Here is a 20853-nt window from a genome sequence, read left to right on the forward strand (position 1 = left end):
GGGAAGTGGGTAGGGTAGACTTCGAGAGTAGGCGCGGGGGGTGAGGGGACTTAAATATAAGAGAATCATAATAATTTTTGACTCGTCTTTTATTGTTCGGTTGGGCGCCCCGTTGCGCCAGTGCCCCCAGGAAGCCCTGTGCCTGCCGGGCGGGCAATGCGGAGCGGGGCCATTGATGAAAAATCCGTATTTATCCGGAGCACAATGGGGATAACCCGCAAAGGGGAGGGCGGCGTATGATTAGCCTAATGAATGATGCCTCTCTGATAACCGAAAGCCAGCGCCAGCGGGCCGTGGATTGGGCTGTTGCGATGACGGCTAATACGGCGCTCTCGCCCCAGCGCTACGAGCGTCAGCTGCTGGCCCGCTACCAGGCGGGCCACCTCACCATCGACCAGGTTATCGAGCTGCTCGATACCAGTGTGTACCAGGTGCTTTACCGTAGCCGGGCCACCGCGCCGCTGAGCGAGGAGGCGCTGGGGCAGCTGCTCCACACGGCCCGCCGCTTCAATGTGGAGCACCGGATTTCGGGCATGCTGCTCTACGGCGCCGGGCACTTTGTGCAGGTGCTGGAAGGGCCCGAAGAGGCCGTGCGCGACTTGTACGCCGCCATTCAGCAGGACGCCCGGCACACGCAGGTGGTGACGGTGAGCGCCGGCCCAACGGCCGAGCGGCACTTTGCCGGCTGGAGCATGGCCTTTGGCCGCGTAGCGACGTCCGACCTGGACCGGGTGCTGGTTGCCGTGCAGGAAAGCCCGCCCCTGGTGGCCGGCCCGGCCATTGACGACCCCAGCCTGCTGGCGCTGCTGCACGCCTTTGGCGTTGGCCCGCCGGCCGCTGCCGGCCCGCCTGCGCCCACGCCAGGTACCTGACGTTTCGGGGTCTGGGCATAGGGGCCGAAGCGAAAGTTATGTCGGGATGGATGCCCTGCTGGTGGTGCACGGGAGCCGGGGGCGTACCTTGCAGTTCGCCTGCTGCCAGCCCCCGCCAATGCCCGCACGGGGGCTAAACCCTGGCTGCGCACTGCCGGGGCGCGCTCCCTATATTTTTCATTCCCACGCCCTTGAGCACTTATACCCTTAACTACCGCCCCGACCTCGATATTGTGTTCCTGCGCTGGCTGGCCCCCGACACCCTGGCCGAAGCGCAGGCCTCATATGAGGCCGCCCTGGCGCTGGCCCTGGCCCACGGCTGCGGCAACTGGCTGCTCGACTCGCGCCGCTCGGGCCCGCTCAACCTGGCTGAAACCGCCTGGCTCACCCACAACTTCTTTTCGGTGGCCGTGGCGCAGCTGGCCCCGCGCCGGCTGCGGCTGGCCGTGTTCAGCTCGATGCAGCGCCTGGAGCAAATGCGCCACGATGCTGAAGTGGCCCCGGCCGTGCAGGCCGCCCTTGCCGCCACCCAGCCCTACGAGGCCGCTATCTTCATGACCGAGGCGGAGGCCGTGGCCTGGCTACAGGCCTCGCCGGCGTAGCCTGCCCAGCCGGGGCGCAGTGGCCGCCGTCCTATCTGTTGGCAGCCACCCCCGTTAGCCCCCTTATTTTCTGCTACTGCTCATGTCCGATTCTGCCTTCCCCGACTACGCCTACCGGCCCGACCTCGACGTATTCACCGTGCGCTGGCCCACCCACGAGTTAATGGCCACTGCCCGCCCCGACTACGAGGCCCTGCTGCTGCTGCCCGAAGCCCGGCGCACCACCCGCTGGCTGTTCGACGTGCGCCGTCGCCCCTACACCGATGCCATCAGCGCCCGCTGGGTCATCACCGACTGGCTGCCCCGGGCGGCGGCCCTGCTGCCCGCCCCGCTGCGCCTGGCCTACCTGGTAGCCCCCTCCCGCGCCGAGGAACTTGCCACCGATACGGCAGTGGCCGCCGAGATGCGGCCGGCCACCCTGCCCGGCCAGCCCTACCTGCTGCAAGCCTTTGCCGACGAGGGCGCGGCCGTGCGCTGGCTGCTGGCCTGAGCCCGGGGCGATAAACGATAGCACTTACCAGCTCTGGTAGGCGCTGGCCGCACTAGCTGAATGGAACTAGCTGAGCACACGGTGGGAGGGTAATTGTTGGGAGAAGCGATACAGATGCCCGGCCGCCGGAAAGCCGGTGTTTTTAGGCGTTTCCGGCGCGCCGCACTGGCCCGGTGCGCTGCCTTGCTTACCTTCACAGCCTACCTCGCCTCACCGCCATGCTGCCCCCCGATACTCCGGCGCCCCTCACCGATTTGCACGCCTCGCTGCTGGAGCTGCGCACCCGGGCCGAACAGCGCCGGGCGCTGGTGACCCAGCCCACCGAGCTGCACTCCCCCGAAGAAATGCAGCGCCTGGTGCAGGAGCTGCAAGTGCACCAGATAGAGCTGGAAATGCAGTACGAAGAGCTGCTGCTGACCCAGACCGAAGCCCAGGCCGCCCGCAGCGAGTACGTGGACCTCTACGACTACGCTCCGGTGGGCTACTTCACCCTCACCGATACGGGCCTCATCGAGCAGCTCAATTTTTGCGGGGCCCGGCTGCTGGGCACCGTGCGCCAGCAGCTGGTGCGGCGGCGCTTCGCCCTGTTTGTGGTTTCGGCCCAGCGCCTGAATTTTGGGCAGTTTCTGGCCCGCGTGTTCAGCAGCGACAGCACGCAGAGCATCGAGCTGAAGCTGCAGCAGGAAGACGGCACCACTTTTTTTGGGCAGCTCGAAGGCCTGCGGGTTGATACCCCCGCGGGCCCGCAGTGCCGCTTGGCCGTGCTCGACACCACGGCCCGCCAGCAGGCCACGGCCGCACTGGCCGCCAGCGAAGCCCGCTTCCGCAAGCTGTTCACGGAAAGCTGTTCTGCTGTGGTGCTCGTGCAGGGCTACCACTTTGTGGATTGCAACGCCGCCGCCCTGCGTCTGCTGGGCGCCGCCGACCGGCAGCAGCTGGTAGGCCAGGTGGCCTGGGCCCACTCCCCCGAATACCAGCCCGATGGCCGCCGTACCATCGACCTGTTTCATGACACCATGGCCGAAGCCCTGCGCACTGGCTCGCAGCGTTGCGAAGTCGTGATGCGCCACGCTTCGGGCAAGGAAATATGGGTTGAGGCCGTGCTTACGCCCATCGAGTTGGGTGGCTCCACGCCGGTGGTGCACACGGTGTGGCGCGATATCACGGCTGCCCGGCAGGCCCAGCAACAGCTGCGGCAGAGCAAAGAATTTACCGAAAGCCTCCTCGATAACACCGTCGACGGCATTATTGCCGTTGACCAGGCGCAGTGCATTACGGCCTGGAATGCCCAGGCCACCACTTACTTTGGCCGCGAAGCCGCCGAAGTGCTGGGCCGCCCCCTGGCCGAGGTGTTGCCTTATTTCAACAACGAATCGCAGCAGCTCGTGGCCCGGGCGCTGGCCGGCGAGCGCATCGACCTGTTCGGCCGCGAGTTTCAGCAGCGGCCTGGCCGCTACGATGTCCACATCGTGCCGCTGTACCACAGCGGCGAAAGCCAGCCCAGCGGCGTGCTCACGGTGGTGCGCGACGTGACCGAGCGCGACCGTCTGGCCGAGGAGGCCACCCAACAGCGCCTGCGCCGGCAGCAGGAAGTGCTGGCCGCCATTCTGGACACGCAGGAAACCGAGCGCAAACGCATTGCCGAAGCCCTGCACAACGGCCTGGGCCAGCTCCTGTATGCCACCAAGCTGAGCCTGGCGGGCCGGGCCGGGGTGCCGGGCCTGGCCCGCGAGTCGTTGAAGCTGCTGGATGAGGCCATCCGGGCCACGCGCACCATTTCCTTCGAGCTCACGCCCGGCGTGCTCGAAGACTTTGGCCTGCAAACGGCCCTGCAGGAGCTGGTGAAGCGCATTGCGCCGGCCGGCCTGCCGGTGCGCCTGCACTTGCTCGGCCTCGGCCACCGCCTCAATTCCCAGGCCGAGATTGGGGTGTACCGCACGGTGCAGGAGCTGCTCAACAACGTGATGAAGCATGCCCACGCCACCGAAGCCGTGGTGCACGTAGCCTACGAAAACGGCCGCCTCGACGTAAGCGTGGAGGACAACGGCCGCGGCTTCGAGCCAGCTTTGCTGGTGGGGCAGCCGCTGCCAGGCATTGGCCTGGCCGGGGTGCGCAACCGCGTGGCCCTGTTGGGCGGCCGGCTGGCCATCAGCTCGCGCCTGGGGCAGGGCACTATCGTGAGCTTCGAGCTGGAAGTGTAAGGTTTTGGTTGAGAGTTAAGAGTTGGGAGTTAAGAGTTGGGAGTTAAGAGGGAAGCCACAAGCTCGTAACTCCGAACTCCGAACTCCCAACTCTTAACTCCTAACTCCCAACTCTTAACTCTTAACTTAGCCCTCCCGCCTTCCCATTAACCACTCTTTACTCCTGAATACCTAAATGCGGAAGGCTACGAAGACAACCGCCGTGTGGCTATGCGCTGGCTTGCTGGCCCTGGTCGGCTGCCAGCACGACCGCGACACCGTGGACCCGGAAGGCCCGGTAGTGCCCCCCACGGCCTACAACCTGACGGTGCCCGGCAACTTCCCGCCCCTGCCTGCCACCCCCGCCAACAACCCCCTGACGGTGGAAGGCGTGGCGCTGGGCCGGCAGCTGTTCTATGAAAAAAGCCTGTCGGTGAACAGCACAATATCCTGCGCCAGCTGCCACCGCCAGGAGCTGGCCTTCACCGACGGGCTGGCCCACGCCCAGGGCGTGAACGGCGGTACCACGCTGCGCAACGCCATGCCGCTGGCCAACCTGGCCTGGGAGCCCCTGCTCACCTGGGATGGTGCTGCCAGCAGCCTCGAAGCCCAAGCCCGCATCCCCCTCGAAAACCCGGTGGAGATGCACCAGACCTTGGCCGCCGGCGTGGCCCGCCTGCAAGCCACGGCGGCCTACCCGCCGCTGTTTCGCAAGGCCTTTGGCAGCAGCACGATTACGGAAGATAACCTGCTCAAGGCGCTGGCCCAGTTCGAGCGCACCCTGGTTTCGAGCAACTCGCGCTACGACCAGTACCAGCGCGGCAACCGCGCCGCCCTCACCAGCTACGAGCAGCAGGGCCTGGTGCTGTTTGTGACGCACCCCGACGGGCCAGCCGGCATCCGGGGCGGCAACTGCCAGGACTGCCACGGCGGCAGCCTGCAAACCGACCATGCCTTCCGCAACAACGGCCTCGACGCCACCCTCACCGACCTGGGCCTGGGCGCGCAAACCGGCAAGCCCACCGACAACGGCAAGTTTCGGGTGCCCTCCCTGCGCAACATCGCCCTCACGGCTCCCTACATGCACGACGGCCGTTTCCCCAACCTCGACAGCGTGTTGAGCCACTACAACGAGCACATTGCCACCGCCAGCCCCAACCTCGACCCGCTGATACTGAACGGCAGCAACAACAAGCTCGGGGCCGGCCACCCCCTGGGCCTGACCCGGGACGAAAAGGCTAAAATCGTGGCCTTCCTACGCACCCTCACCGATACCACGTTCACCCACGACCCGCGCTTTGCTAAACCGTAGGGCCGTACCGCATACTCGCCGCGTCCACGGTACGGCAGCACGGCACAGAATTGCCACAGGTTCGGACTGCAATTTTGGGGCTGCAAGCAGCTAGTGCGGGGGAATGGTGTCGTTTGCGCCAGTGAATCGATGATTTTTAGGGATATGAAACGTCTACTCGCCGCCCTCGTGCGGTTTTTTAGTGTCCGCGCCATTGGGCTGGGGCAAAAGCAGTTTTGGGGTAGCATGTTGCTGCTGGCGGTGCTGGCCAGCCCATCCACTGCCCGGGCGCAGGCTAGCGGCACCGTGAGCGGCCGGCTGCTCGACGCGGCCACCAATGAGCCGCTGCCTTTTGCCGGCGTGGTGCTGCTGCGGGCCACCGACTCCAGCTTCGTAGCCGGTGCGCAAACGCTGGAAACCGGCGCGTTTGCTATCGAGAAAGTGCCTTTTGGTAGCTACGTGCTGCGCGCCTCGGTGGTGGGCTACCGCACCGGGCAGCGCGCCGTGGCCCTCACGGCCGCCGCGCCCACGCTGCAGCTGGGGCCGCTGCGCCTGCGCGTGGCCGCCACCAAGCTGGCCGAAGTGGTGGTGAAAGGCGAGCGCGCCATCGTGACCGATAACCTCGACAAAAAGGTAATCGACGTGACCAAGGACCTCACCGCCACCGGTGGCACGGCCGTGGACGTGCTCCAGAACGTGCCCAGCGTGACGGTGGACCAGAGCGGCGCGGTAAGCCTGCGCGGCTCGACCAATGTGAAGATTTTTGTGGACGGCAAGCCCACCGGCGTCACACTCGACCAGCTGCCGGCCAGCTCCATTCAGACCATTGAAGTCGTCACCAACCCGTCGTCGCGCTACGACGCGGAGGGCTCGGCCGGCATCATCAACATTGTGCTGAAAAAGGAGCGCCAGGACGGCTGGAATGGCCAGGCCAGCGCCACCGCCGGCACCGGCCAGAAGTACAACACCTCCCTGGGCCTGAACTACCACAAGGGCAAGGTGAACGTATTCGGCTCCTACGACTTTCGCGACGACCGGCGCACGGGCTACGGCTCGGTGCGCCAGCGCACCACCCGCCTCGATACCACCGTGGTGCTGAACCAGGACCGCAGCAGCGTGTCGCAGGGCATTTCCCACGCCGTGCGCCTGGGCCTGGACTACGCCCTCACGCCCGACCAGACCCTGACCCTGACCGTGCAGCCGCGCTTCAACACCCAGGACAACCGCGAAAACATCCTCTCGACCCAGACCAACCTGAGCACCGGCGATATGCCGCCGCTGGGCAACAGCACCCGCTACGTCACCAACGCCGGCACGGCGAAGCAGGCCGATTTTAGCCTCGACTACCGCCGCCTGTGGCCCGCCCAAAAGCGCCGTGAGCTGACCGCCAATGCCATTTACACGCCCGTGCAGTACAACATCGGAGTGAATTCGGACGTGAATTTTCGCGACCAGACCACCGGCTCCCAGCACCAGCAGTTCAATACCCAGAATGACCTGGCCTCGGCCCAAATCGACTACGTGATGCCGGTGGGGGAGAAGGGCCGCTACGAGCTGGGCGCCAAAAGCATCTCGCGCCGCTCCGACAACGACTACCAGTACCGCAGCCGCCCCGTGCTGGCCTTCGACCCTTCCAACCGCTTCATCTACCACGAATACATTCAGGCCGCTTACGGCACGTATGCCAACGCGGCCGGCGATTTCAGCTACCAGTTTGGCCTGCGCCTGGAGCAAACCAATACCCGGGGCGACCAGTCGACGGACGTGCCCGCCGGCCACTTCACGCGCAGCTACCTGAGCCTGTTCCCGAGCGCCGTGCTGGCCTACGATGTGAGCAAGGAAAACCGGGTGCAGCTCAGCTACTCGCGCCGCGTGCAGCGCCCCAGCGCCGATGAGCTCAACCCCTTTCCCGACCGCTCGGACCCGCTGAACCTGCGCACCGGCAACCCGCTGCTGATTCCCGAGTTCGTGCACTCGCTGGAGCTGGGCAACCAGCGGTTTTTCGGGGCCAGCAGCTCGGTGAGCGCTACGGCGTTTTACCGGTTGGAGGAAAATACGATTACCAACATCCGTGACCCGTTTTTCCGCGACCCCGTCACCAACGCCCTCGTCACGAACACCACGCGCCTCAACGTGGGCCAGGAAACCAACTACGGCCTAGAGCTGGTGGCCTCGGCCCCGGTCACGAGCATTTGGAAAGTGAGCGCCAATACCTCGGCGTTCCGGCGCATCATCAAAGGCTCGACGCCGACCAACCTGGATTTCAACAACAGCAACATCGTGTACACGGCCCGGCTCAATACCACGGTATCGCCCACCAAAAAGCTCGATTTGCAGCTCTCGGCCAACTACCGCTCGCCGGTGGTATCGGCCCAGGGCCAGCGCCTCACGCAGTTCAGCGCCGACTTTGCCGCCAAGCAGAGCGTGCTCAAAGACAAGGGCAACATCACGCTGCGGGTGTCCGATATCTTCAACACCCTGCAATTCAACTTCAACGCCTACGGCCCCGGCTTCGAGTCCTTGGCCCGCAACAAGCGCGAGTCGCGCATCCTGTACCTGGGCTTCAGCTACCGCTTCGGCAACGCGGGCGACACGCCCCGCAGCAAGCGCAAAGACGAGCAGCCCGACGATGCCGGCGGGCGCGGCTTCGAGTAAGCCGCCGCCGGAAAATAGAACTGTCATTCCGACGAAGGAGGAATCTGATGACAACTCTTGCTTGGTTTTAGTCAAATTCCTCCTTCGTCGGAATGACAAAAGCCTGTTCGAATGCCGGCGCGAGCAGCCCAAACGCAACCTTACGCCTTAAATTTGCCATTCGGCTGCCGCCACCGGCGCGGCGGTCGTTTCCTTGCTTTTTCTTCTTCCTGACTCCCTCATGTTCCCAAAAATTCCCGCTTTCCTGCTGGCTGCCCTTTGTTCAGCCCCCCTGCTGCTGAGCAGCTGCGAAAGCCAGAAACCCGCCGCCGCCGCCGCCCCGGCTACGACTACGCCCGCCGCCACGCCCGTGGCCGAAGCCCGCTACGAATGCCCGATGGGCTGCGCCGGCAGCCAAAGCAGCAAGCCCGGCAAGTGCCCCACCTGCGAGATGGAGCTGGTCAAAAAATCGTAATCAGAATCCTTCCAGCGCCAGAATTCTGCAGCTTTGCGTAAGAATTCTATGCCAGCCTGCGGGAGTTGTAGCCGTAACTTTATAGTGTCGCCCCCATACCAAAGGCCGGGCGCTTTCCCACTACTTAACTGGTCAATTTCATGTCAACGCTTCGTTTCAAAACCACCATCAACTGCGGCGGCTGCATCAAGGCCGTCACGCCCGGGCTCAACCAAGAAGTTGGGGCCAATAACTGGCAGGTTGATACCGCCAATGCCGATAAAATCCTCACGGTCAATTCCCCTACGGCTACTGCTGCCCAGGTTGTGAAAGCCGTGCAGGACGCCGGATTCGAGATTCAGGCCCTGGCGGCCTAACCCTATCACAATCAGAAAAAAAAGGCGGCTCCACTACGGAGCCGCCTTTTTTGCCTTTTGACCTTGCCAAAGCTACTGCACCACTACTTTTCGGCTGGTGAGCTGGTCACCGATTTGCAGCCGGACCAGGTAGGCGCCGGCGGGCAGGCTGCCGAGGGCAAACTGCTGGTTGCCGGCCTGTTCGGCCTCGGCCAGGGCGCGCACGCGCTGGCCCAGGGCGTTGTACACAGCCAGCGCTACGGGCTGGCGGCCGGCCGGCACGGTGTAGGCGATGGTGGACGTGGCTGAAGCCGGGTTGGGGTACACTTGGAAATTGAGGCGGCTGGCCACGGCGCTGCGGCTGGCCAGCACGCCCGCACCCAGCTCTACCGTGATGAACTGGTTGTCCGGAATGGTCGTGAAGTCCGGGTTGCTGCCCAGCGTGGTGGTGCGGCCGGATATCGACGGCAGCAGCTCGCTGAAGAAAATGCCGTCGCCATCGGTATAGGCCGCTACCAGCTCCAGGCTGGTACCCGTTTCAATCGGCACGGTAGCAGTGCTCAGCGCTGCCAATGGAATCTCAATCTCAAACCCCGCATTGGTGGTATTGGCGGCGAGGGTGGCCGTATTGCTGTAGGCAAATTTGCTGCCGGCCAGGTCCAGGGTGGCGGGGGCTACCACCTGCCCGCCGGTTTTGGTGCCGGCCCCGATAAACGTATCCGTGCCGGGCGTCACCGCAGTGCCGGTCACATACGATACCCGGCTGAAATACACATCATTGGCCGTAGCTGAGGTGGGGCCTACCGACACCCGAAAGCCGTAGTCCGTGGGGTTGTCCATGGTGGGGTGGTGCTTGAGCGGCGACTGAATATCGCTGCCACCAACCAGCAGGGTGCCGGCCGGTGCGCCCGGCCGGGCTGGCGTATTCAGGTAGATGACGAAAGAACGATACCCACCCGATGGTGCCGTATTAGCCGCTTCGTCCGAGCCTACCAGCATGATGTTCAGCGTGGTGGTCGTGTAGCCCACGTAGAGCGCCTGCAGGCCCCGGTCGGCTTCGAGGTGGGTGCCGGTATAGGTGGCTGCCAGCTGGTACTTGCCCATGCCGGTACCGATTTCAGTAGCCGTAGCCCTGCCATCTACGATGAACTGGGCACTGGCCGTGAGCGAGGCGATGGTTAGCAAACCAATCGCAGTGAGCGTAGAAAACCTTTTCATGATGTGGGAATTGAAAGATTTATATTGATTATTTAAATATATGTAAAAATTCACTTATAAAAATGAATTTTTTATTAAGACATCAATAAAAATCATTTTAAATATTAAATAAAATATATATACGAAAAGCCAAAAAAAGGGCGGCTCCGATGTGGAGCCGCCCTTTGCGCAATTTTCAAACCTGAGTGCCTACTGCACCACTACTTTTCGGCTGGTGAGCTGGTCGCCGATTTGCAGCTTCACCAAGTAGGCCCCGGCGGGCAGGCTGCCGAGGGCAAACTGCTGGTTGCCGGCTTGTTCGGCCTCGGCCAGGGCGCGCACGCGCTGGCCCAGGGCGTTGTACACGGCCAGCGCCACGGGCTGGCGGCCGGCCGGCACGGTGTAGGCGATGGTGGACGTGGCCGAAGCCGGGTTGGGGTACACCTGAAAATTGAGGCTGCTGGCCACGGCGCTGCGGCTGGCCAACACGCCCGCGCCCAGCGAGAATGCCACCGATTGCGTGCCGGGGATGGTGGTGAAGTTTGGGTCGGCGCCAAGGGTGGTGGTGCGGCCCGTGATTTGTGGTATTACATCGGAGTAGAAGATGCCGTCGCCGTCGGTGTAGGCGGCAAACAGGTCGAGGCGGCTGCCGGCGGTGAGTAGGGGCGTGCCTAGGGCCGCGAGCGGAATCTCAATTTCTAACCCTGCATTGCCGGTGTTGGCCGTGAGGCTGGCCGTGTTCAGGTAGGCAAAGCGGGTGCCGGGCAACACGGTTGCCGAGGAGGTAACCACGGTACCGTTCTTGTTGCCCGAGCCGGCGTACGTGTCGGTGCCGGCCGTGGGTGCTCCGGTACCGGTAACGTACGAGGCGTTGCTGAAATAGACATCGGTAGCGCCGGGCCCAACCGACACGCGGAAGCCGTAGTCCGTCTGCATATCCAACGTGGGCCGGTGCTTCAGGGGCGATTGGTTATCGGCCCCGCCCAGCTGCACCCCCGCCGGAGCGCCGCTGCGTAGCGGCGTGTTCAGGTACACTACGAGGGCGCGGTAGCTGCCCGAAGTGGCTGCTTCGGCCGAGCCGGCCACCAGAATATTCAGCGTGGTGGCGGTGTAGCCCACGTACAGGGCTTTCAGGCCCCGGTCGGCGTCCAGATGATTGCCGGTGTAGCTGCCGGCCAGCTGGTATTTGCCAACTCCAGTACCAATTTCCGCAGCCGTAGCCTGGCCATCGAGGGTGAACTGCGCGTGGGCAGTGAGCGAGGCGACCGTGAGGGCGCCCATCGCTGCAAGCGTAAAGATTTTCATGATGGTGGGTTTTTAAAAGTGGGTTTGAGGATGAAAATGATGGAAAGCGGTGGGCGTGACAGGCGGCTACAGTTGCACGTATTGTCGCATCGTAACCTGGTCGCCGTGCATTATTTTCAGGAGGTAAGTGCCGGGCGCAATCCCGGTTTCGTGGGTCGAAAGCTGATGCGCGCCCCGCGTGAGGCGCTGGGCCGGCGTGAGGGTGCGCACCAGCTGCCCCGTGAGGGTGTACAGCGTGAGCTGCACGGTTTCGTCGCGGTCGAGCACCAGCGCTACGGTGCGGGCCCCAAAGGCCGGGTTCGGAAATACTTGGGCCGTGAAGCCCACCCCGGCAGCGCCAGGCACAGAAGAAGTTACGGATGAAGATACGAATTCTACGTCATCAATGCCAGCCGTTTCGCCGGCGTGGGCATCGGAGCGCAGCCCGATTTCGCACTGCCCGTTGCTCACCACAATGCCGCTCACCTGCACCCGCGTCCAGGTGCTGGTGGTGGGCAGGGTGGTAGCCAGCTCGGTACCGCCGAAGCCGTTGGCGTAGAGCTGGCACTGGGCCTGGCCGCCGCTGCTCTGGGCCCAGGCGCGCAGGGTGTAGGTGCCGTTGGGCACGTTGGCGAGCAGCTGGTAGGTGCGCACCTGGTAGGCGGTGGTTTTTTGGTGACTCAGCTGGTAGAGGCTGGCCTGGCCGTAGTTCTGCGTCAGGTCGGCGTCGGCATCGGCGGTAGTGGCGGTGCTCCAGCCTAGTGGCGTTTGGGTGGCGGCGGTGTACTCGAAGCCCGGGTTGTAGACCAGGCCGGGGCTGGGCGGGTTGTTCAGAAAGGCATTGATGGCCCCGGTAGGCTGGCCGTTGCTGTTCCAGATGCCCAGGCCGTAGCTCATCCAGTTATAGGCCTGGGGCTCCCAATAGAGCACGCCCAGGCCCTTGTTGTTGGGCACGGCGCGGGTTTTGGCCATCAGGTCGAGCAGCATTTGCTGGGTGGGAATGGGCACGTTGGCGGGCATGCCGGTTTCCACCACCATCACTTCCTTGCCGGGGTAGCGGCTCACCATGTCATTCATGTTGGCGAGGCATTGCGCCGTGAGCGTGGGCCAGTTGGCGGCCGTGGGGTAGAGCGACATGCCAATGACATCGTACCGGGCATTGTTATTTCGCAGGCCATCGAACAGGTAGCGGAACAGGCTGTTGTTGAAGCCGTTGGAAATATGCACGATAACCTTGCTGGTGGGATTCACGGCCTTCACAGCCGCGTAGCCCCGGTCCACGAGGCTGGCGAAGTTGGCCATATTGGTCGAGGCGCGGCCTTCGGGCCAGAGCATGCCGTCGTTGGTTTCGTTGCCCACCTGCACCCATTCGGGCACGATGTTATTGGCCTTCAGCGAGTCGAGAATGCTGTAAGTGTGGTTATACACGTCGGTTTGCAGCTGGGCCAGGGTGTGGCCCACCCAGGCGGCGGGCTTGTTCTGCCGGCCGGGGTCAGCAAATTCATCGCTGTAATGAAAGTCAATCATGAGCCGGAAGCCCAGGTTGTGCGCCCGGATGGCCTTGGCGATGACGTCGTTTTTGCCGTTCCAGCCGCTGGTCGGGTTCACCCACACCCGCAGCCGGATGGTGTTCATGTCGTGGTCGTGCAGCAGCTGAAACAGGTCCTGCTGCGTGCCGGATTCGTTGTAGAAGCGGTAGTTGGCGGCCTCCATCTGGCTCACCCAGCTCACATCGGCCCCTTTGGCAAAAGCGGCGGGGGTTTGGGCGGCCGCATGGCGCGGCAGCCCGGTAAGGGCCCCCATTATCAGCAACAAAAGTAGGCTTCTCATCATAGCGGTGGGGGCGGTTAGCTGGCGCATTGGCTAACGTAGAGGGTTTTACGAAATTATTGAGAAAAGTATTCGGTCAGTCTGACAGAACCGCTATTGCAGCGAAATCGACTCGATATCCACACTCGCCGGGCTGCCGGTAACGCTGGCCGCATCCCAGGTCAGATGCAGCACTTCGGCCTCCGCGACTTTCAGGCTGCCCGCGCCGGGAGCCTGGTAGTGCAGCGGCAGAAAGCCGGGGTAGGGCCGGGGCATCAGCAGCAGCGCCGCCGGCCGGAAGGCACTAAGCGGCAGCCGGATTTCCCGAACCTCCGTGCTCAGCGCCAGCGGCGCGGCGTAGGCCACGGCATCTTTCGTGGTCAGGGTGAGGCTGACGCTGGCATTGGGCTGGCTGCTGCGGGCCCGCACGACGATAGTCGTAAAACCCGCCAAATCGGTGGTGCGGCCAGCCAGCTTATCGCCGAAAAATGCCCGCAGACTAGCGGCCGGGCCGGTAGCATCGGGCTGGTTGGGCCGGGGCGGGCCTTGCACAAGGCGCAGGGCGAGCGCGCCGTCGGGTAGCGTCACGTAGTCGGTCCAGCTCATGGGAGCCAGCCCGTGGGCTTCGATGCGCTCCTGGTCGCGGCTGGCCTGGAAGAGCGGCAGCGGCGCGCCGGCCGCCACAATGGGTACTTCGTAATGCTCGTTATGGGCAAAGTCCCAGTCGCGCGGCTGGCCACTGAAGCCGCCGGGAAACGTGAGCGCCTGCGCACCTTTTTTCACCACCAGCCAGTAGCGGAGCTGGCCGGGATAAAGCAGCTCGGCGGGCACGGTGGCTTCCAGATTGGCGTAGCTGCGGGTGGTCATGGGCAGGGTGCGCGTGGGGCCGTAGTAGTGCTGCGCCACCAGAAACACGCTGTCGGTGGGTAAGAGGCCGCTGATGGTGGCGGTAATGCGCAACGGCTGGCCCGCCGTAGCCTGGGCCGGGGCGGTGTGCCGCACCTGCTGCTGGGGCCCTTCCAGAAATATAAACCCTTTAGGAGCGGCGAAATCGCGTAATTCTCCGTGGTTGAATATGGTACGCGGAGTGAAGGCAATGGTTGATTTGCCGGATGCAGCCACCAGATAAACGCCGGGCCGCACGGTAGTGCGGCCGTCGGTAGTGTGGGCCTCATAACTGTTGCGCTCATTCAAAGCACGTAATGAAAAGCTGGGCCCAAGGTCCGGCAGGGAAAGCACTAACGGCTGCTCGTTCCACGAAATCTGCGTCACCGGTTTGCTCAGTGAGGCTTTTTCGAATGGGTCGCGGATGGCCACGGCATCGGGCATTACCTCCAGCCGCCACACGCCGGGGGCCAGCTTATCCAGAAAATACGCGCCGGTGCCGCCGTAGCGCACCACCGGCGACGAGCCCACGCCCGCCAGGTGCTGCAACCGGGCCGGCTGTCGGGGCGCGGTGCCGGTATTGGCGGTGTAATAAAACTCCTCGGGCGAGTTCATCTCGCTCAGCCCCAGCCGGTAGCTGACGCGGAAATTACCAAAAACCGAGTCCTGCGGGTAGCGCCCGAACGACTGCCCGCGCCCCACGCTCCGAAATGCCTTGCCCGCGATGAGCAGGCTCAGCGCCTTAGCCGGCGTGTAGGCCAGGTTCAGGTAATGGGTCTGGTACTCCGTGTTGGCGTAGGCAATGGCCATGGGGTCGTAGGCAAACTGCGTGGCCCACTGAAAACCGGCCTCGCGGAAGCTGCGGGCCATAAACGGGTACATCACCGGCTGAATAATATCGGCCGACTCGAACTCGTACACCATCTTCGCCTTGCTCCGAAAGCGGGCATCGGTGCGGTACGGAATGGGGTACTGGTCCACGTAGGGCAGGAAATTGCCGCGCAGCGTGTGGTTGCTTACCAGGCCCTGCGGGTACCACTGGTAAGTCAGGCCGTCGACCTTGGCGTTGAGGATGGCCTGGTACACATCGGGGTTTTCCGAGATGTTGTAGAACACCGGCTTGCGGCAGCCCGTGACCCGGATGGCGGCGGCCATGCGGTCGGCAAAGCTGGTCACTTGGGCTTCGGGCTGGTGGTATTTCGGCTCGTTGCACACCTCGAAGGCCAGAATATCCGGGTCTTCGCGGTTGAGTTTTTTGGTGTAGGGGTTGCGGTGGTTGAGAAACTGCGTGAGGTACCGCTCCTGGGCCGCAATGGCGCGCGGGTTGGTGTAGGCCTCGCCCTTGGAATAGATGCTGGAAAAGCCGGTGCCCGAGTCTTTTTCGGGGTAGCCATTGTTCCAGTAGGCAATGGGCGTGAGGATGAGTTTGATGCCGCGCTGCTTCAACTCATTCACCAGAAAATCGAATAAGTGCAGGTGCTCATTTTCGAGCAGGTTACCGGCAGTATCGGTGATTTCCACGTCCCAGACGTGCACCCGAAACGCATCGACACCCAGCCGGGCCAGGTGGTACACGTCCTGCCGGATGGCCTGCTCCACGTTCACGCCCAGCTTCTGGTGGGCCCGGTAGGAGTAGGCGAAGGGCGCGGTGTAGTTCACGCCGAACAGGGCCACTTCCTGCCGGGTTTTCTGCCAGCGCAGCACGCCCTTGTTGTCCACAAAAATATCACCCGAGGGCGATTTAGCTGCCTTTTGAGCGCGGGCCGGCGAGGAGTGGAAAGCCTGGAAAAAGAAACTGAGCGACAGCAGAAGCAAGTAGCGGGAGGACATATTTGAGGGGATTTCCAAGGTAAATACGACGCCGGGCAAAGGCAGGGGCAAAGCCTGCTCCCGTGCCCCTGCTGACTGTGCAGCTGCGCCGGGACTCGGGGCACCGAAGCCAATACGAGTTAAAAGCCCGGTCTGTCTGAACCAGAGCATCGTTTATGTAAAAACAGATTGTATGCCGCCGCATTTTATTGCCAAAGTCCGTAAAATGACTCAATCAAGCCTGCTATTTTTAAACAAACGATTGTGCAAATGTAACGTATTTGCCGTACTTTTCGGCCTGCAAACCCAATGGACTGGGCATCTGCCCAAAGTTGCGTAGTCTTGTGTTGCTGTTTGCGTTTGGTACCGTCTGGCCGTTTTCCCACTCGTTCTCTATGTCCACTCCGCTCATTCAGGCCGTGCAGGCCGATTTTCAACAACGCTTTGGCTACGCGCCGCTGCTGGTGCGGGCCCCCGGCCGCGTCAACCTCATCGGCGAGCACACCGACTACAACGCCGGTTTCGTGCTGCCCGCCGCCGTGGACAAGGAAATGAGCTTCGCCGTGGGCCTGAATGGGACCGAGAAAATCCGTCTCGTCGCCTATGATTTGGGTGAGGATTTTGAGCTGGCCAACGCCGCCGAAATCAGCCCCGGCGCTACACATTGGGCCAATTACCTGCTGGGCGTGGCGGCCCAGTTCCAGCTGCGCGGCCACGCCGTATCGGGCTTCGACTGCGTGTTTGCCGGCACCGTGCCCATGGGCGCGGGCATGTCGTCGTCGGCCGCCGTGGAGTGTGGGCTGGCCTTCGCGCTCAATCATTTCCTGGGCACCAACCTCGATAAGATGGAGCTGGCCCGCATTGCGCAGCTGGCCGAGCACACCTACGCCGGCGTGCAGTGCGGCATCATGGACCAGTTTGCCAGCCTGTTTGGGCGCGAGGGCCACGTGGTGCGCCTCGACTGCCGCTCGCTCGACTACGAATATTTCCCCTTCGATACCACGGCCTGCCGCATCGTGCTCTGCAACTCGGGCGTGAAGCACAGCCTGGCCAGCACCGCCTACAACACCCGCCGCCAGGAGTGCGAGCGCGGAGTGGCGGTGCTTCAGCAGCATTACCCCCACATCGCGGCCCTGCGCGATGCCACGCTGGCCCAGCTCGAAGCCCACCGCGATGAGCTGGGCCCCACGGTGTTCCGCCGCTGCGCCTACGTGGTGCAGGAAAATACCCGCGTAGTAGAAGCCTGCCGCCACCTCCAAGCCGGCGACCTCGCCGCCTTCGGCCAGGAGATGTACGCCAGCCACGCCGGCCTGCGCGACGCCTACGAAGTAAGCTGCGTGGAGCTCGATGTGCTGGTGGAAGCCGCGAAGGCTGCGCCCGGCGTGTTCGGCTCGCGCATGATGGGCGGCGGGTTCGGCGGCTGCACCATCAACCTGGTCGCGCCCGATAAGGTGGCGGAGTTCATTGCCAGCGTGAGCGCGGCGTATCGGGAAAAATTCGGGATGACGCTCGAAACCTACCAGACCACAATTGTGGGCGGGGTAGGGGCGGTGTCAATTGATAATTAACAATTGATAGAAAGCCGCTGGCCCCGCTTTATCTGCTATTATTTGCTTTATCTCGTCATTATTGCTCACTGTCAATTCTTAATTATTCATTGCTAATTCTTAATTGATTCCATGTCCGCTACTTTCGATTCCACCGAACACCCGCACCGTCGCTTCAATGCCCTGTCGGGCGAGTGGGTGCTCGTGTCGCCGCACCGTTCCAAGCGCCCCTGGCAGGGCCAGCAGGAAGAAACCGCGCCCGACCAGCGCCCCGCCTACGACCCCACCTGCTACCTCTGCCCCGGCAACGTGCGCGTGGGCGGCGAGGTGAACCCGCCGTACACCGATACCTTCGTTTTCAACAACGATTTCGGCGCGCTGACCCCCGATGTGCCCACCGGCGGCATCAACGAAGGCGGCCTGCTGCGGGCCGAGGCGGAGTCGGGCATCTGCCGCGTCATCTGCTTCTCGCCGCGCCACGACCTGACGCTGCCCCAGATGGAAACGCCCGCTATTCGCAAAGTGGTGGACCTTTGGGTGGAGGAATTCACCACACTCGGGGCGCGGCCGGACATCAACTACGTGCAGATTTTCGAGAACAAGGGGGCGATGATGGGCTGCTCGAACCCGCACCCGCACGGCCAGATTTGGGCGCAGCGCACCGTGCCCGGCGAGCCCGCCAAGGAAACGGCGCAGCAGCTGGCCCACTTCCAGGAGCACGGCCGCACGCTGCTGAGCGACTACCTCAAAATCGAGCTGGAGCAAAAGGAGCGGGTGGTTATTGAAAATGAGCATTTCGTGGTGCTGGTGCCGTTCTGGGCCGTGTGGCCGTTCGAAACCATCCTCATCGCCCGCCGCCCGGTGCAGGACGTGACCCAGCTCACGCCCGACGAGCGCGACGCGCTGGCCGACATGCTGCGCCGCCTCACCATTCGCTACGACAACCTGTTCAGCATCTCGTTCCCGTACTCGGCCGGCCTGCACCAGCGCCCCACCGACGGCCAGGAGCACCCCGAATGGCACCTGCACATGCACTTTTTTCCGCCGCTGCTGCGCTCGGCCACGGTGCGCAAATTCATGGTGGGCTACGAGTTGCTGGGCGACCCGCAGCGCGACATCACCCCCGAGTTCAGCGCTGGGCGGCTGCGCGAGCAGTCAGAACTTCACTATAAGGCCGCTCAATAGGCTGCCCATATGGCTATTGCCGCCGGACGCCGTCCCCCGGTCTGACCGCCCTAGGCGGTCTGACCGGTTGTCGTGAGGGCGAAATCGTTGGTGCTTCAACCGGTCAGACCGCCTAGGGCGGTCAGACCGGGCGGCGTCGTCAGGGCGAAATCGTTGGTGCTTCAACCGGTCAGACCGCCTAGGGCGGTCAGACCGGGTCAGGCGACTGACCGGCCCGAAACCAGAAACAATAATTGCCCCTAACGTTCCGCGCTTCATCGCTGTTATGGGACCAGTGGGTTACATTTAGCCCCGCACTCACTAATTTATTTCCGCTTTGGCTCAAAAACGCGCCTCTATCTCGGACATTGCCAAGGAGCTGAACCTGGCCGTTTCAACGGTTTCGCGGGCGCTCAGCGGCCATTCGCGCATCAGCGAAGCCACCCGCAAGCGCGTGTGGAAGCTGGCCGAACAGCTCAACTACCAGCCCAACCACCTGGCGGCGGCCCTGCGCAAGGGCCGCAGCAATACCCTGGGTGTCATCGTGCCGCACATCGACGGGCACTTCTTTTCGCAGGTGATGAAGGGCGCCGAGGCCGTGGCCAACCGCGCCGGCTTCAACGTGCTGCTGTGCCAGTCGAACGAGGATTACGGCCAGGAGCAGAAGAACGTGGACACGATGATTAACGCGCAGGTCGATGGCATCATGGTGTCGGTGGCGCGTACCACGCACGACTACAAGCACTTCGATAAGATTAAGAAGCGCGATATTCCGCTGGTGTTCTTCGACCGCATTCTGGACAGCCCGGAGGTGAACGCCGTGGAGCTCGACGATTTCCAGGGCGGCTACCAGTCGACCAAGCACCTGCTGGAGCAGGGCTGCCGGCGCATTGCGCACTTCGGCGGCCCGCAGCACCTCAATATCTACATCAACCGTTTCGGCGGCTACCGGCAGGCCTTGCTGGAGTACGGCATTCCGATTGAAGAAGAATTGGTGCTGTTCAGCGAGATGTGGGAGGCCGACGGCCGCGCCGGCATGGAGCAGCTGCTGGCCCTGCCCAAGCCGCCCGAGGCCGTGTTTTCGGCCAGCGACTTTTCTATTGTGGGGGCCATGCGCGTGCTCAAGGAGCGCAAGCTGCGCATCCCCGAGGACATTGCGCTGTCGGGTTTCAGCAACGAAAGCTTCACCTCCCTCACCGAGCCCAACCTGACGTCGGTGGACCAGTGCTGCGAGGAAATGGGCCTGGCCGCCATGCGCCTGCTGCTCGAAATGGTGCAGGAACACGAGCAGGCTCCCCGCAAAATCGTGATTCAGCCCCGGCTGATAAAGCGCGAGTCGTCGCTCTGGCACCAGGGGTGAGCAATTAAGAATTAACAATTAAGAATGAGCAATTGCCTTATTGATTGTTAATTCTTAATTCCTAATTGTTAATTGTTCCCCGTGAGCGACTACCTGCTGTTCGTCGATACCGAAACGTCGGGCATTCCGCGCGACTGGACGCAGCCGTACGCCAGCCGCGACAATTGGCCGCACATCGTGCAGTTGGCCTGGGTAGTATGCACCCCCGATGGCCAGGAAGTGAAGGCCGAAAACCACTACATCCGCCCCAGCGACTACGACATGAGCCCGGAGTCGGGCAAAATCCACGGCCTCACGCCGGCGTTTTTGCAGGCCAACGGCCGCTCGCGCCACGCCGTGATGCAGCGCCTGCACCGCGATTTGCTGCACTACCAGCCCCGCGTGGTGGCCCATTTTATGCAGCTCGATTTCCACATGCTGGGCGTGGGCTTTCACCGGGCCGGGCTGAAAAACCCGTTGCCCGGGCTGCCCCAGTTTTGCACCATGCGCGCCACGGGGCCGCTGCTGCGCCACAGCACGCAGGGCTTTTTGCGGTTGGGCGAGCTGCACCAGCGCCTGTTTCAGGAGCCGCTGCTGCGCGAACATGATGCCCTGGTAGATGCCCGCGCCACGGCCCGCTGCTACTTCCAGATGCGGGCCCAGGGCGTGGTTACCGACGAAATTATTGCGCAGCAAGTGCCCATTGCGCTGCCCACGCCGCAGGCCCGGCTGGCACGTCGGCGGAAGCAGAAGCTGCGCATTGGCGTGGCACCATGGCTGCTGCTGGCCGCTGTGGCGCTGGTGCTGCTGGCTGTGTTTTTGTTGATGTGAATGAAGATGAGAGAACGTCATCATATGTTTGTAGTGGCAACCCAACGGGCCACGCCGAAGTACGTCATCGGTCCTCGAGACCGCTCTGCATGCTGGCACCCGTTGGGCC

At 63.1% G+C, this 20853-nt stretch carries 16 protein-coding genes; 12 read left to right on the forward strand and 4 right to left on the reverse strand.

Annotation, left to right across the window (positions count from 1 at the left end; all coding sequences use genetic code 11):
• Positions 1-248: 248 nt before the first annotated feature.
• The 8 genes from HBN54_RS18550 to HBN54_RS18585 all read left to right on the forward strand — a co-directional run bounded on the left by HBN54_RS18550 (position 249) and on the right by HBN54_RS18585 (position 8900).
• On the forward strand, positions 249-872 hold the full coding sequence (locus HBN54_RS18550) for a BLUF domain-containing protein (RefSeq protein WP_168674716.1): 624 nt from the start codon (positions 249-251) through the stop codon (positions 870-872).
• 191 nt (positions 873-1063) lie between these two features.
• Complete coding sequence (locus HBN54_RS18555) at positions 1064-1474, forward strand: hypothetical protein (RefSeq protein WP_168674717.1); 411 nt, start codon at positions 1064-1066, stop codon at positions 1472-1474.
• Between the two features lie 82 nt (positions 1475-1556).
• Positions 1557-1964 carry a hypothetical protein gene (locus HBN54_RS18560; RefSeq protein WP_168674718.1) on the forward strand — a complete coding sequence of 136 codons (408 nt, stop codon included), beginning with the start codon at positions 1557-1559 and terminating at the stop codon, positions 1962-1964.
• A 218-nt stretch (positions 1965-2182) separates the two neighbouring features.
• The gene (locus HBN54_RS18565) at positions 2183-4165 is read left to right on the forward strand and encodes a sensor histidine kinase (protein WP_168674719.1); all 1983 of its coding nucleotides are present in this window, start codon (positions 2183-2185) and stop codon (positions 4163-4165) included.
• Positions 4166-4340: 175 nt separating this feature from the next.
• Positions 4341-5456: a cytochrome-c peroxidase gene (locus tag HBN54_RS18570; RefSeq protein ID WP_168674720.1), complete on the forward strand. Its 1116-nt coding sequence runs from the start codon at positions 4341-4343 to the stop codon at positions 5454-5456.
• Between the two features lie 144 nt (positions 5457-5600).
• Positions 5601-8090, forward strand: coding sequence for an outer membrane beta-barrel protein (locus tag HBN54_RS18575; RefSeq protein ID WP_168674721.1), 2490 nt, complete (start codon positions 5601-5603; stop codon positions 8088-8090).
• A 220-nt stretch (positions 8091-8310) separates the two neighbouring features.
• Complete coding sequence (locus HBN54_RS18580; RefSeq protein WP_168674722.1) at positions 8311-8544, forward strand: heavy metal-binding domain-containing protein; 234 nt, start codon at positions 8311-8313, stop codon at positions 8542-8544.
• Positions 8545-8684: 140 nt separating this feature from the next.
• Positions 8685-8900: a heavy-metal-associated domain-containing protein gene (locus HBN54_RS18585; RefSeq protein ID WP_168674723.1), complete on the forward strand. Its 216-nt coding sequence runs from the start codon at positions 8685-8687 to the stop codon at positions 8898-8900.
• A 72-nt stretch (positions 8901-8972) separates the two neighbouring features.
• On the opposite strand, the gene HBN54_RS18590 is transcribed toward HBN54_RS18585, so the two are convergent.
• The 4 genes from HBN54_RS18590 to HBN54_RS18605 all read right to left on the reverse strand — a co-directional run bounded on the left by HBN54_RS18590 (position 8973) and on the right by HBN54_RS18605 (position 15884).
• On the reverse strand, positions 8973-10097 hold the full coding sequence (locus HBN54_RS18590; protein WP_168674724.1) for a T9SS type A sorting domain-containing protein: 1125 nt from the start codon (positions 10095-10097) through the stop codon (positions 8973-8975).
• Positions 10098-10286: 189 nt separating this feature from the next.
• Positions 10287-11381, reverse strand: a complete 1095-nt coding sequence (locus HBN54_RS18595) for a T9SS type A sorting domain-containing protein (RefSeq protein ID WP_168674725.1) — start codon at positions 11379-11381, stop codon at positions 10287-10289.
• Positions 11382-11447: 66 nt separating this feature from the next.
• Positions 11448-13193 (reverse strand): glycosyl hydrolase 53 family protein, encoded by a 1746-nt coding sequence (locus HBN54_RS18600; protein ID WP_168674726.1) that lies wholly within the window; start codon positions 13191-13193, stop codon positions 11448-11450.
• Positions 13194-13283: 90 nt separating this feature from the next.
• Positions 13284-15884 (reverse strand): cellulase family glycosylhydrolase, encoded by a 2601-nt coding sequence (locus HBN54_RS18605; RefSeq protein ID WP_168674727.1) that lies wholly within the window; start codon positions 15882-15884, stop codon positions 13284-13286.
• Between the two features lie 374 nt (positions 15885-16258).
• Here HBN54_RS18605 and galK point away from each other — a divergent pair, with 374 nt between their 5' ends.
• The 4 genes from galK to HBN54_RS18625 all read left to right on the forward strand — a co-directional run bounded on the left by galK (position 16259) and on the right by HBN54_RS18625 (position 20744).
• Positions 16259-17431 (forward strand): galactokinase, encoded by a 1173-nt coding sequence (galK, locus tag HBN54_RS18610; RefSeq protein WP_168674728.1) that lies wholly within the window; start codon positions 16259-16261, stop codon positions 17429-17431.
• A 111-nt stretch (positions 17432-17542) separates the two neighbouring features.
• On the forward strand, positions 17543-18595 hold the full coding sequence (locus HBN54_RS18615; RefSeq protein ID WP_168674729.1) for a UDP-glucose--hexose-1-phosphate uridylyltransferase: 1053 nt from the start codon (positions 17543-17545) through the stop codon (positions 18593-18595).
• 316 nt (positions 18596-18911) lie between these two features.
• Complete coding sequence (locus HBN54_RS18620) at positions 18912-19934, forward strand: LacI family DNA-binding transcriptional regulator (RefSeq protein WP_168674730.1); 1023 nt, start codon at positions 18912-18914, stop codon at positions 19932-19934.
• A gap of 81 nt (positions 19935-20015) precedes the next feature.
• Positions 20016-20744 (forward strand): 3'-5' exonuclease, encoded by a 729-nt coding sequence (locus tag HBN54_RS18625; protein ID WP_210428111.1) that lies wholly within the window; start codon positions 20016-20018, stop codon positions 20742-20744.
• Positions 20745-20853: the final 109 nt, after the last annotated feature.

Source organism: Hymenobacter artigasi, from assembly GCF_012275535.1.
Classification (GTDB): Bacteria; Bacteroidota; Bacteroidia; order Cytophagales; family Hymenobacteraceae; genus Hymenobacter; species Hymenobacter artigasi.

Bases quoted from the DNA above. Each gene is read 5' to 3' on its own strand.
- HBN54_RS18615 (WP_168674729.1), top strand. From the start codon at position 17,543: ATGTCCGCTACTTTCGATTCCACCGAACACCCGCACCGTCGCTTCAAT.
- HBN54_RS18595 (WP_168674725.1), bottom strand. From the start codon at position 11,381: ATGAAAATCTTTACGCTTGCAGCGATGGGCGCCCTCACGGTCGCCTCG.
- HBN54_RS18575 (WP_168674721.1), top strand. From the start codon at position 5,601: ATGAAACGTCTACTCGCCGCCCTCGTGCGGTTTTTTAGTGTCCGCGCC.
- galK (WP_168674728.1), top strand. From the start codon at position 16,259: ATGTCCACTCCGCTCATTCAGGCCGTGCAGGCCGATTTTCAACAACGC.
- HBN54_RS18600 (WP_168674726.1), bottom strand. From the start codon at position 13,193: ATGATGAGAAGCCTACTTTTGTTGCTGATAATGGGGGCCCTTACCGGG.
- HBN54_RS18560 (WP_168674718.1), top strand. From the start codon at position 1,557: ATGTCCGATTCTGCCTTCCCCGACTACGCCTACCGGCCCGACCTCGAC.
- HBN54_RS18580 (WP_168674722.1), top strand. From the start codon at position 8,311: ATGTTCCCAAAAATTCCCGCTTTCCTGCTGGCTGCCCTTTGTTCAGCC.
- HBN54_RS18590 (WP_168674724.1), bottom strand. From the start codon at position 10,097: ATGAAAAGGTTTTCTACGCTCACTGCGATTGGTTTGCTAACCATCGCC.
- HBN54_RS18550 (WP_168674716.1), top strand. From the start codon at position 249: ATGAATGATGCCTCTCTGATAACCGAAAGCCAGCGCCAGCGGGCCGTG.
- HBN54_RS18585 (WP_168674723.1), top strand. From the start codon at position 8,685: ATGTCAACGCTTCGTTTCAAAACCACCATCAACTGCGGCGGCTGCATC.
- HBN54_RS18565 (WP_168674719.1), top strand. From the start codon at position 2,183: ATGCTGCCCCCCGATACTCCGGCGCCCCTCACCGATTTGCACGCCTCG.
- HBN54_RS18605 (WP_168674727.1), bottom strand. From the start codon at position 15,884: ATGTCCTCCCGCTACTTGCTTCTGCTGTCGCTCAGTTTCTTTTTCCAG.
- HBN54_RS18570 (WP_168674720.1), top strand. From the start codon at position 4,341: ATGCGGAAGGCTACGAAGACAACCGCCGTGTGGCTATGCGCTGGCTTG.